The 12,694-nt window shown below is 61.9% G+C and carries 7 protein-coding genes; all 7 read left to right on the plus strand.

The genetic code is table 11. The features are described 5' to 3' along the window. The first annotated feature begins 416 nt into the window (after positions 1-416). On the plus strand, positions 417-3,521 hold the full coding sequence (locus GTP23_RS03010) for a TonB-dependent receptor (RefSeq protein WP_229255901.1): 3,105 nt from the start codon (positions 417-419) through the stop codon (positions 3,519-3,521). A 92-nt stretch (positions 3,522-3,613) separates the two neighbouring features. Further along, on the plus strand, positions 3,614-5,146 hold the full coding sequence (locus GTP23_RS03015; RefSeq protein WP_161033796.1) for a tryptophan halogenase family protein: 1,533 nt from the start codon (positions 3,614-3,616) through the stop codon (positions 5,144-5,146). Then, positions 5,143-7,806: a beta-mannosidase gene (locus GTP23_RS03020; protein WP_161033797.1), complete on the plus strand. Its 2,664-nt coding sequence runs from the start codon at positions 5,143-5,145 to the stop codon at positions 7,804-7,806. The genes GTP23_RS03015 and GTP23_RS03020 overlap by 4 nt, the downstream gene beginning before the upstream one ends. Before the next feature lie 250 nt (positions 7,807-8,056). Continuing rightward, complete coding sequence (locus tag GTP23_RS03025; protein WP_371866796.1) at positions 8,057-9,043, plus strand: LacI family DNA-binding transcriptional regulator; 987 nt, start codon at positions 8,057-8,059, stop codon at positions 9,041-9,043. A 21-nt stretch (positions 9,044-9,064) separates the two neighbouring features. After that, positions 9,065-10,282, plus strand: a complete 1,218-nt coding sequence (locus GTP23_RS03030) for an AGE family epimerase/isomerase (protein ID WP_161033799.1) — start codon at positions 9,065-9,067, stop codon at positions 10,280-10,282. Next, the gene (locus GTP23_RS03035; RefSeq protein ID WP_161033800.1) at positions 10,275-11,198 is read left to right on the plus strand and encodes a carbohydrate kinase family protein; all 924 of its coding nucleotides are present in this window, start codon (positions 10,275-10,277) and stop codon (positions 11,196-11,198) included. The genes GTP23_RS03030 and GTP23_RS03035 overlap by 8 nt, the downstream gene beginning before the upstream one ends. Then, on the plus strand, positions 11,195-12,691 hold the full coding sequence (locus GTP23_RS03040) for a glycoside hydrolase family 47 protein (RefSeq protein WP_202411898.1): 1,497 nt from the start codon (positions 11,195-11,197) through the stop codon (positions 12,689-12,691). The genes GTP23_RS03035 and GTP23_RS03040 overlap by 4 nt, the downstream gene beginning before the upstream one ends. The last annotated feature ends 3 nt before the right edge of the window (positions 12,692-12,694 follow it).

Genomic DNA, 12,694 nt, shown 5'->3' on the forward strand with positions numbered 1-12,694 from the left:
ATACGCTCCCCCTTGCTTGTATAACTATGGTCCACGGCGGGGCGCGAGCATGCCATTTCCTGCGCGGCGTCCATGTTTAGTGTTTTCGATGCGGCAGCCAGGCACGAAACTTCCACTGTCGTAAATTTCCCTCACTCTTGTTTAGTAAGCAAACTAAACTAAATGCCAATTTTGAAATCCTGTTGAATGGCCAAAACTTAGTTTGTATAAACAGTTATGGGCGAAACGCGATGCCCATCGACATGCAGGTGGCACCTCTGTCGTTTAGTAAATCGTCTGATACTGCGCTGCTCATCGCAGTGCACAGTGCAGCAATACGGAGAGACGCGGGAGGCCGCCACCAGTTCCACGGGTCATGGGAACTTTGCTACCGCCATATAAAAAAGCCCGACCCCGGGCATAACTAGGAGATCTACATGATGTTCAGTACCCATCTCGCAAGCCGGCAGCCTCGCTGCTCCGTCAAGCCCCTTGCTCTTGCTGTGGCGACGGCACTGGTGGCGCTGTCCAGCGCGCACGCGCAAACGGCGGGCAAGGCCGCCGATGCCAAGGGTGATGCCGCCCAGCCGGTAACGGTGCAGGTCACGGGCTACCGCTATGCGATCGAACAAGCGCTGGATCAGAAACGTAACGCCAATGCCATCGTTGAAGTGATTACCGCCGAAGATGTGGGCAAATTCCCCGACAAGAACGTGGCCGATGCGCTGCAGCGCGTGCCCGGTGTGATTGTCAACCGTGATGGCGGCGAAGGTAAAAACGTCAGCGTGCGCGGTCTGTCGTCGGAACTGACGCTGACCCAGCTGAACGGCAACTACATCGCCACTGCAGAATCGAACGGTGATCCTACCCGCTCGTTCAACTACATGCTGATGCCGTCGAATATGCTGTCCAGCGCTGAGCTGTTCAAGACGCCGGAAGCGCGTCTCGATGAAGGCGGTATTGGCGGCACGGTGATCCTGCACACGCGCCGTCCGCTGGAAGTGAAGTCCGGCAGCGGCTTTGTTTCGGCCGAAGGCACCTGGGCCGACACCACCAAGAAAACCGATGGCCAGTTCTCCGGCCAGTACGCCTGGCACGACGAAGCCAACACCTTCGGTATTCTGGCCGGCTTCACCCAGCAGAAACGTACTACCCGCACCATGGGTGCCAGCACGGAAAACTGGCAGTGGTATGCCGACGATTACAAAGCCCATCCGGCGACCGATGTGAACGGCAAGCCTTCGGGTCTGAATTCGCGCTGGTGGGGCCAGTCCGGTTTCTACGACCAGAACGGCAAGTACTACACCAACTTCATGATGCCGACTTCCGTCAATCTGAACGTGAAGAACGAAGAGCGCGAACGTAAAGGTGGCCAGCTGACCATGCAGCTGAAACCGATGCGCAACCTGACGCTGACGGGTAACTACTTCCGCTTCGATCTGTCGCAGGATTCGCAGACCAATACCCTCAAGGTGCCCGAGTGGAATCTGGCGCGCTACGATGGCGACGGCAACTGGCCTGGTGGCCGTATGCTCGACGGTCTGACCTTCGATCGCAGCGGCACCATCGTGACGGGTGCCCAGTACAGCGCCCACGCCGGCAAGAAATACTACTGCAGTGGCGATGCCGCTGCGGCAGCAGGCTACAAGAACACCGGCGGCTTCGGTCCGGACGATTGCACCATCCCGACGCCGCAGATCACCGGTAGCTACAATCAGGAGAAGTCGCTGTCGCAGACGGCCGACTTTGAAGCAGACTGGCACGGTCAGTCGCTCGATGCGCTGTTCAAGCTGGGTCGTACCTGGGCCACCGGCGGGCCATCGATGCAGTTCACCATGCCGATCAAGCCGCGCGTGCAGAATGCCGATGGCAGCTGGACGCTGGGTAACTACGCCAGCGCATGGACCACGCAGGGTACGCCGACCATGACCTTCTCGCCTGAGCTGATGGCCAATCTGCAGAAGGGCATAGGCGAGATCGACCTCGGTTCGACCCAGTCCTCGTGGACCCGCAACAGCACCGAGCAGAAATATCTGCAGGGTGATTTCACCTGGCACACGGATACCAACTGGCTCGATTCGCTGCAGTTCGGCGCCAAATACCGTGACGGCGGCACCCACCGCAGCACCGGTAACAACTACTGGGCCTGCAAAGGCAAGGACGCCAGCAACTACGACAACCGCTATCAGGCCGGCTGCGATTCGAGCGCTTCGCGTTTCCAGTCCAACTACCTGTATTCCGAGTCGCTGTCGAATCTGGCCGGCGGCATCAAGGCCAGCGCTTTCCCGGCGATTAACTACCCGGCCTATATCGCGCATCTGAACGAAACCTACGGCGCCATGCAGACCCGTAACGAAGATAATTTCGTCTACAACGTGGGCGAGAAGATCACTTCGATGTATCTGCAGGCGAATGTGAAGACCGACCGTCTGCGCGGCAATGCCGGCCTGCGTGTCATCCGTACCCGCCAGCACGCCGATTCGACCGACCGCGTAGACAACTACAACGACTACTTCTTCAACGGCGCCAACGGCGCACCGGCACCCTGCCAGGCTGGCGGCAAACCAGCCGTGGGTGCTCCGGCCGGTTCGGGCTGCGTCAGCGGCTTCACCACGCTGCCGGATAGCGTGGCGCACACTTCGTCGTTCGTGGTCAGCTCGCTGGACCGCACCTACAACGATGTGCTGCCTAGCTTCAATCTGGCCTACGATCTGAGCGACCAGCTGCTGCTGCGTGCCGCCGCATCGAAAGTGGTGGCCCGTCCTAGCTATGGCGACATCGCCTCGCCGGGCGGCCTGCAGAACTACAGCCAGGAATATGTCAACGACCGTCGCCTGATCGGCGGCGGCGACCAGCAGGGCTGGTTCGGCGAAGGCAGCAACAAGGCGCTGGAGCCGTACAAAGCCAAGCAGTTCGATCTGGGTCTGGAGTGGTACTTCCACCGCGGTTCGGTGCTGGGTACTGGCCTGTTCCGCAAGAACGTGAGCAACTTCGCCGTGCCGGTGGTGCTGAGCATGCCGATGACGGTGGGTGGCCAGACTGTCACGGTGCAGAACTACTCGACCAGTGCCGGTGGCCGTGATGCGGTGTCGCAGGGTATCGAACTGTATGGCCAGCACACGCTCGACATGGGTCTGGGCTTCCAGTTCAACTACACCTACAACAAGACCAATCAGGCGGCCATTACGCTGGCTGACGGCAAGCAGATCGGCACTTCGCCACTGGTGGGCAGCGCGCGCAACCAGACCAACCTGACCGTGTTCTACGGTACGGACCAGTACATGGTGCGTGCTTCGTACAACCGTCGCGGCGAAGTAGTGGGTGGCCTGATCAACGGTCTGAATGTGTACTCGGATCCGTATAGCCAGGTGGACCTGAACGCGTCGTACAACTTCACCAAGCAACTGAGCCTGACTGCTTCGGTGCTGAACCTGACCCGCCAGGAGACCCGTTCGCATCTGGGTAACGACACCACTGATCGTTTCTACGGCAATAACTACACGGGCCGTGTGATCTACGGTGGTCTGAGCTACAAGTTCTAAAACTTCCCCAGGCTCCCCGTCCCGCCGGATGGGGAGTTTTTCCCGCAGTTGCCGGTTCCGCCGGCAACTGCCTTCTTCATTTGGGCAGCGCGATGACGACAACTCGAGCGACGCAACAACGCATTTCCAGAATCACCGTGGTGGGCGGCGGCAGTGCCGGCTGGATGGCCGCAGCAGCGCTGACCACCTATCTAGGCAAGGGCGCCAGTGTGCGCCTGATCGAGTCCGAGGAAATCGGCATCGTCGGCGTCGGTGAAGCCAGTGTGCCGCATATCCGCCAGTTCAATGGCCAGTGGCTGGGACTGGACGAAGCAGAATTCGTCCGGCGTACCCAGGGCACGGTCAAGCTGGGCATACAATTCAATGACTGGGGCCGCATAGGCGACAGTTATATACACGGCTTCGGCGCCATCGGCCGTTCACTGGGGCCGCTGCCTTTCCACCAGTTCTGGCTCAAGCTGCATCTGGCCGGCAAAGCCGGACCGATAGGCGACTATTCACCGCAGACAGTGATGGCGCCGCAAGGCAAATTCACGTCGGGCGACCGTAATGCGGCAGCCGGTTCGCCGCTGGCAGATATCGCCTATGCCTATCACTTCGATGCGGCCCTGTACGCGCGCTATCTGCGCGAAGTGGCCGAGCAGCGCGGCGTGCAGCGTATCGAGGGCAAGATCGTCAGCGTACAGCAGCGCGCCGAGGACGGCTACATCGAATCCGTCACGCTGGCATCAGGGCAGGTGGTCGATGGCGAACTGTTCATCGACTGCTCCGGCTTCCGCGGCCTGCTGATCGAGGAAACCCTCAAGACCGGTTATGTGGACTGGTCGCACTGGCTGCCCTGCGACCGCGCCGTGGCCGTGCCTTGTGCCAGCGCGCAGACTATCACGCCCTACACCCGCTCGACGGCACGCGCGGCCGGCTGGCAGTGGCGCATACCGCTGCAGCACCGCATCGGCAATGGCTATGTGTATTCGAGCCGCTATCTGGGCGATGACGAGGCGGCGGCAACGCTGATGGCTAATCTTGACGGCAAGGCGCTGGCCGAACCGCGTCTGCTGCGTTTTACTACCGGTGTGCGCAAGAAGACCTGGCACCGCAATGTGGTCGCGCTGGGTCTGGCCAGCGGCTTCCTCGAGCCGCTGGAATCGACCAGCATCTATCTGGCCCAATCGGGCATCACCCGCTTACTAAGCCTGTTCCCGAATGCGGACTTCAACCCGCAACTGGCCGAACAATACAATCGCGAGACGGCCTTCGAATACGAACGGGTGCGCGACTTCCTGATCCTGCACTACCACGCCACCGAGCGTAGCGATACACCGTTCTGGGACTATTGTCGCACCATGGCGATACCGGACAGTCTGCGCGAGGCGATGGAGCTGTTCCGTAGCGACGGCCGCTATTTCCGTAACGGCGAAGATTTCTTTGCCCTGCCTAGCTGGGTACAGGTGATGCTGGGGCAGGGCATAACGCCGCAGGGCTACCATCCTATCGTCGACGAGATGCCGGAGCCTAAGCTGGTGGAACTGGTGGAAGGCATGCGCGGCATGCTGGCCCATGCCGTAGCTGCGATGCCCAGCCATGAGGAGTGGCTAGAGCGCTACTGGAAGGCGCGCGCAGCATGAAGGCCCTGATCAAGTGGTGCTGCCGTCCGGCGGCATGGGCAGCGGGCCTGCTGGCGCTGCTGGTCCTGGCGCCATCTGTCTCGGCGGCCGCGCTGCAGTCGCTCGACCAGGGCTGGAGCTTCCGCATGCTGCCGGGCGACGCCCGGCTAGCGGGCCATCCGCAAGCGGCAGGCTGGAAGGCAGCCACCGTGCCGGGCACCGTGCACACCGACCTGTTTGCCCACAAGCTGATTCCTGATCCCTATGTGGGCGCACCGGAAGCCGGGCTGCAGTGGATAGGTCTGGCGGACTGGGAATATCGCACCCGCTTCGATACCCCGGCGGCCACGCGCAACAGCGCGCGCAGCGATCTGGTGTTCCACGGCCTCGATACCTATGCCGAAGTCTGGCTCAACGGCGAAAAACTGCTGGATGCGGATAACGCCTTTCGGGTCTGGCGCATTCCCGTGCAGGGGCGGCTGCGTGCGCGTGGCAATGAACTGCGCATCGTACTGCGTTCGCCTATCAGCAAGCTGCTGCCACAGGTGGCGGCCATGCCGAACAAGCTGGCTGGTAACTATCCTTCGCCGTATGGCGACGAACCGGCCGATGCGATGACGGCCAACTTTGCCCGCAAGCCCGGTTACCACTATGGCTGGGACTGGGGGCCGCGCTATGTCACGGCAGGCATCTGGAACACCGTGCAGCTGCAAAGCTGGGATGTGCTGCGCATCGATGATCTGCAACTGCGGCAGGACCATGTGGACGAGCAGCGTGCCGAACTGGCGGCCGTCGCCACGCTTGATGCCATCAACGCTGGCACTGTTGAACTGCGTCTGTGGCAGACCGCGCCCGATGGCAAGCGGGTGCTGGCAGTGCAGCAGAAAGCGGAACTCAGGCAGGGCAGTAACCGCATCGAACTGGCTGTGCGTGTCGTCAAACCGCAGCGCTGGTATCCGAACGGCTATGGTGCGCAGGCTTTGTACCGCTACGAGCTGGAAGTAGCGCAGGGGAGCAGGTTGGTGGCCAGCACCAGTGCGCGCACGGGTCTGCGCAGCATGGTACTGAAACGCGATAGCGATGCGCAGGGACAGAGCTTCTATTTCGAAGTGAACGGCATCCCCGTGTTTGCCAAAGGTGCCAATACCATCCCGTTCGATATGTTCCGGCCGCGCGTGAGCAAGGCACAGTTGCGCCGTGTGCTGGAATCGGCGCGCGATGCGAATATGAACTTCCTGCGTAGCTGGGGCGGCGGCTACTACGAAAGCGATGCATATTTCGATCTGGCCGATGAACTGGGTCTGCTGGTCTGGCAGGATTTCATGTTCGGCGGCGGCATGCAGCCGGCCTATGACGATGCCTTTCGTGCCAGCGTAATCGCCGAGGCGCGCGACAACGTGCGGCGCTTGCGCAACCATCCCAGCATTGCGCTCTGGTGCGGCAATAACGAAGAAGAAATCGCGTGGAAGTACTGGGGGCCGGGCAAAGCCATGATGCAGGCCGACCCTGCGTTTGCCACCCGTGTGTGGAATGGCTACGTGCAGCTATTCGGTAGCGATCTGCGCAAGGTAGTGGCGGAAGAGGGCGGTGGCGTGGCCTACTGGGCCAGTTCGCCCAGCGATGATCTGGCCGAGGTGGCCAATACTCCGGCCCGCGGCGATATGCATTACTGGGAGGTGTGGGGCAATCCCGCCCACCCGGTCAGCAAATATCTGGAGATCACCCCGCGCTTCATGTCGGAATATGGGCTGCAGGCCTGGCCCGTGCAGCGCACGGTGGACGCATTTGCCAAACGCGCCGAGCAGGGCATGGCCACGCCCGTCATCGAAGCGCATCAGAAATTCATGGCCGGCAAGGGTAATGAACGCCTGCTCAAATACATCAATGACGAATTCGGCACCCCTTCGGGCTTTGCCAGCTTTATCTATCTGAGCCAGATCGCGCAGGCCGAGGGCATTGCGCTGGCGGCCAGCCACCACCGCGCCAGCCGGCCCTACACCATGGGATCGCTGTACTGGCAGCTCAACGATGTGTGGCCCGGCGCTTCGTGGTCTAGCGTGGACTGGTTCGGGCGCTGGAAGGCGCTGCAGTTCTATGCGCGGCGCTTCTATGCGCCCGTGGCCGTGGCAGCGCTGCGCGATGCGAACGGCATCAGCCGCGTGCATCTGCTGAATGACCGTATCCATAGCCTGCACGGCACGCTGCGCCTGCGCGTTAGCACGCTGGATGGCACCTTGCTGCGTGAAGAACACCGCGCAGTGGAACTGGCGCCGCTGTCGGCGCTGTGCAGCGCCGAGTACACCGATGCGCAGTTGCTGGGGAATGCAGATCCGGCGAATACCGTGGCCGTGTTCGATCTGCAGGTGGAAGGCGAAGCGCCCGTGCGCAGCGTGCTGTACTTCCGTGCCGCGAAAGCAATGCGCTGGCCCGACGCGCAACTGCAGGTGCGCTTGCAGCCTGCAGCCGGCGGTTACCAGCTGGAGCTGAGCGCACGCCAGTTCGCCCGCGCCGTCTGGGTAGACTTCGGTGATCTCGATGCGGAGCTATCCGATAACGCCCTCACCCTGCTGCCTGGCGAAACCGTGCGTCTGTCGCTGCGTTCGCCGGCCAGTCTGGCGGCGCTGCGTCGCGCCCTGCGGATGCAGTCCGTGGGCGATGTGCTGGCGCAGGGCGCGCGTTGATGCGCGCCGTTTTACTAAACAATGCTAAAGAGCGCCCCGCACAGCAGCGCGCGATTGTTGCTGAAAAGTGGCGCTGATATAAAAGCGTCCTAGGCAGCGCAAGGCGAACATCATCGTCACAATCATCGCAATGCTCTGGACTAGCGTTCGCCGAAGCGTTTATTAAACCGAAAAAATGGAGACACCGGATGTACCTGAATTTGCTGCGAGCTTTGCTGTGCCATGGGCTGCGCGTAGTGCGGGGGCAGGCGTGAGCCAGGCCACGTTGCGCGATATCGCGGCGGCTACCGGTCTGTCGATCGGTACGGTCTCGCGCGCACTGAAGAACCAGTCGGGGATGACAGAGTCCACCCGCAGTCTGGTGCTGGAAACGGCGGAACGGCTGGGCTATGACTTCGCGCAGTTGCGCAGCGGTCCTATCCGCCGCATCGCCTTCCTGCTGCATAGCCAGCACAACACCCTTGCTTCCGGCTCCTTCTTCTCGCCAGTGCTGCACGGTGCCGAGGAAGTCTGCCGGCGCGAAGGGATAGCGCTATCATTCTTTGCCGTGGGTCCGGCCGAGCCGGTAATGGGTCTGATCCGTCTGCACCAGCCCGATGCCATCCTGTGTGCCGGCTACTTCGAGCCGGAAGTGCTGACGGCGCTGCAGCAGGCCGGCAAGCCCATGGTGCTGGTGGATATGCAGCGGCGCGGCTTCACCTCCGTCAATCCGGACAATCTGCACGGCGGCTATCTGGCTACCCAGCACCTGCTGCGGGCCGGACGCAAACGCATCGCCATGCTGTCCGGCTCACTGGCGCACTACAGCATACAGCAGCGCAATCGCGGTTTCCGTCAGGCCCTGTTCGATGCCAAGGTTCATGCCGACCCCGATCTGGAAGTCACGCTGCCGGCCGTGGGCGATGCCGAACAGAGTGTCAGCGATGCCGTGCAAGCCTTGCTGGCGCTGCCCAAACGCGCTGATGCCGTGTTCTGCTACAACGACAGCACGGCGCTGGCGGCCATGAAGGCTTGCCGCAAGGCGGGGCTGAAGATCCCGCAGGACATCGCCATCGTCGGCTTCGATGATATTGCTGCCGCCCCTGCCGGCATCCCGCCGCTCAGCACTGTCCGCGTGGACAAGGCCGCGCTGGGCCAGACCGGCATCGAATTACTGCTACAGAAAACCGAAAACCACCCATCCCAGATAACCGTGCCAGTTGAGCTGATCGTGCGCGAGAGCAGCCACGGCGTTTAACCCACACCCACCGGAAAAACCATGACCCAATTACCGAATTTCCGTAGCCCTAGTGTCCTGCTCGAGCATGCGCAGCACACCATGCGCTTCTACCATCCGCGCGCCATCGATCCGGCTGGCGGCATGTACCATTTTTTCAAGGATGATGGAAGCGTCTACGACATGCAGCAGCGCCATCTGGTGAGCAGCACCCGCTTCGTGTTCACCTATGCCATGGCCTATCGTCATTTCAAGGAAGAGGCATATCTGAGGGGCGCGGAGCATGCACTGCGCTTTCTGCGCGAAGTGCACCGCGATCCTGTCGGCGGCGGCTATGCATGGCTGCTGGACGGTACACAGGTGATCGACGGCACCCAGCACGCCTACGGTCAGGCCTTCGTGCTGCTGGCCTATGCCCATGCCACCATGGCCGGTCTGGAACAGGCGCGCCCCTGGATCGCCGAGACCTTCGCGCTGATGGAACAGCGCTTCTGGGGTGCGCAGGCTGGCTTGTATGCCGACGAAGCAAGCCACGACTGGAGTGTGCTGTCCGGCTATCGGGGCCAGAACGCCAATATGCATGCCTGCGAAGCGCTGCTGGCGGCCCATCAGGCCACGGGCGAACTGCGCTATCTGGAGCGTGCCTACAAGGTGGCCTACAACATCACCCAGCGTCAGGCGCAGCGTTGCGGTGGCCTGATCTGGGAACACTACGACGCACAGTGGCAGCCTGACTGGCAGTTCAACATTCATGATCCGGAAAACCTGTTCCGTCCCTGGGGCTATCAGCCCGGCCACTTTACCGAATGGGCCAAACTGCTGGTACAACTGGAAGCCCGCGCGCGGGGCGTGCTGGCGCAGTCGCTGGACTGGCTGGTGCCGACGGCGGAACGGCTGTTCCGCGTGGCGCTGGAAAAAGGCTGGGATGCCGAGCATGGCGGCGTGTGCTACTCGCTGGCGCCGGAACTGCATGTGTGCGATGGCCATAAATACTTCTGGGTGCAGGCCGAGAGTGCCGCGGCGGCCGCGTTGCTGGCTCAGCGTACGGGTAATCGCGAATACTGGGACTGGTACCAGCGCCTGTGGGCGTATAGCTGGACTTATATGGTCGACCACAAATACGGCGCGTGGTACCGCATCCTCGATCAGCAGAACCGCAAGCTCAGTGATGAAAAGAGCCCTGCAGGTAAAGTCGATTACCACACCATGGGCGCCTGCTACGACATTCTGACCGTACTGGGAAAGGCTGATCATGCATGAAGCCCCTGTAATGCTGTGCGCCGGCGAGGCGCTGACCGATATGATCCATCAGGGGAATGAGCAGTGGATCAGTCAGGTGGGCGGCTCGGTCTGGAATGTGGCACGCGCATTGGCGGCGCTGGGCGAACGTACGGCCTTCGCCGGTGCCATCAGCAATGACCGCTTCGGTGAGGCGTTGTGGAATGCCAGCGCTGCTGTGGGGCTGGACCTGCGGCTGATTCAGCGCGTACAGCATTCGCCCCTGCTGGCCATCGTGGAGCAGGGCGAACCCCCGAGCTACTTCTTTGTGGGCGACGACAGCGCCGATCTGCACTTCGATCCGGCCACGCTGCCGGCCGGCTGGTCGGGCGCGCTGCGCTGGGCGCACTTCGGCGGCATCAGTCTGGCGCGTCAGCCGCTGGCAGCTACGCTGGTGGCGCTGGCACAGCAACTGAAAGCGCAGGGCGTGGCGATCAGCTACGACCCGAACTTCCGCAATCTGATGGATGCCAGCTATCAGCCCACGCTGCGCACTATGGCGGCACTGGCCGATTTGATCAAAGTGTCGGACGACGATCTGCGCGGTCTGTTCCCCGATATGACGCTGGATCAGGCGTTACAGCAGCTGCGGGCAGCCAATCCGGCCGCCTACTGCCTGCTAACCCGCGGCGGGCAGGGCGCCACGCTATTCCATGGCAGCGCACGTGCCGATGCGCGTGCGCCCAAGGTCGAGGTGGTGGATACCGTCGGAGCTGGCGATGCCAGCGTGGCGGGCCTGCTGCATAGTCTGGCCGGCTATCCGCAACGCGGTTTGCAGGCGCACCTGCATGCGGCGCTGGCGGCCGGTTCCGCCGCCTGTCTGCAGGCTGGCGCCCATCCGCCGCAGGCTGCGGCCATGAAGCAATTCTTCGAACAATTACAAGGAGACAGCAAGTGAAACAAGCATCCCGATTTTCCCCGTTCCGCCCCGTACTGCGCGGCCTGAATATCGCACTGCTGGCTGCCCTGCCACTGTTTGCACAGAATGCCGCGGCGGCCGATGCGCCGGCCAAGAGCCCGGCGTCGGGCAAGGTGGCGGCGAATCAGGCAAATGAGGCGAATAAGGCGCTGCGTCCGGTCAGCGAAGCCGAGGCAGCGGCGCTGGCGCAGCAGGTGAAGGATGAAGTGCGCCATGCCTGGCGTGGCTACAAGCAGTATGCCTGGGGCCATGATGCGCTTAGTCCGCTCAGCAAGAAGCCACGCGACTGGTATGAGCATACGCTGCTGATGACGCCTGTCGATGCACTCGATACCCTGATGATCATGGGCCTGAAAGATGAAGCGGACGAGGCGCGTGAACTGATCGTCCAGCAGCTGAACTTCGATCAGGACATGTATGTGCAGAACTTCGAAATCACCATCCGTCTGCTGGGTGGCCTGCTGTCGGCCTATCAGATCAGCGGCGACGCACGCTTGCTGGACAAGGCGGAAGATCTGGCCAAGCGTCTGCTGCCGGTATTCGATAGCCCGACCGGTATGCCCTACACTCACGTGAATCTGCGCACCGGTAAAGTGCGCGGCAAGATCAGCAATCCGGCCGAAACGGGTACGCTGGTGCTGGAATTCGGCATGCTGAGCCGCCTGACGGGCAAGCCGGTCTACTTCGAAAAATCCAAGCGTGCGCTGGTGGCCACCTATAAGGCCGCTTCGCCACTGGGACTGGTGGGCTCCACCATCGATGTCGAGACGGGGCGCTGGACGGACACGGGAGCCCACATCGGCGGCGGCATCGATTCCTACTACGAGTATCTGAACAAATGCTGGCGCCTGTTCGGCGATCTGGAATGCAAAGCCATGTGGGAGCACAGCATCAAGGGCATGAACAAGGCGCTGGCCGACCAGCGTGGCAACGCGCTGTGGTACGGTCATGCCGATATGACGACGGGTGCGCGCAGCAAGACCCAGTATGGCGCGCTGGATGCCTTCATGCCGGCGCTGCTGGCGCTGGGCGGCGATATAAAACGCGCCAAGGCGCTGCAGGAATCCGGTCTGCGCATGTGGCGTCTGCATGGCATCGAACCGGAATCGCTGGATTACGCCAGCATGACGGTGCAGTCGCCCGGCTACGCGCTGCGTCCGGAGATCGTGGAGTCGGCCTACTATCTGCATCACTACACGGGCAATCCGCGCTATCGCGCCATGGGCCGCGAGTTCTGGGAAGCCTTCGTGCGTTACTGCCGCACTGAAGCGGGTTACGCTGCGCTGAAAGATGTGCGTACCAAGGAGCAGGAAGACTCGATGGAGAGCTTTGTATTTGCCGAGACCTTCAAGTATTTCTACCTGCTGTTCGCGCCGAAGAGCGCATTGAATTTCGATGCCGTGACCTTCAACACGGAAGCCCACCCGCTGCATCTGCCGGCGTCAGCACCGACTGCTCCGGCAACCCACTAGGCG

Origin of the sequence: Duganella fentianensis (assembly GCF_009857835.1) — a bacterium.
Lineage (GTDB): Bacteria > Pseudomonadota > Gammaproteobacteria > Burkholderiales > Burkholderiaceae_D > Rugamonas > Rugamonas fentianensis.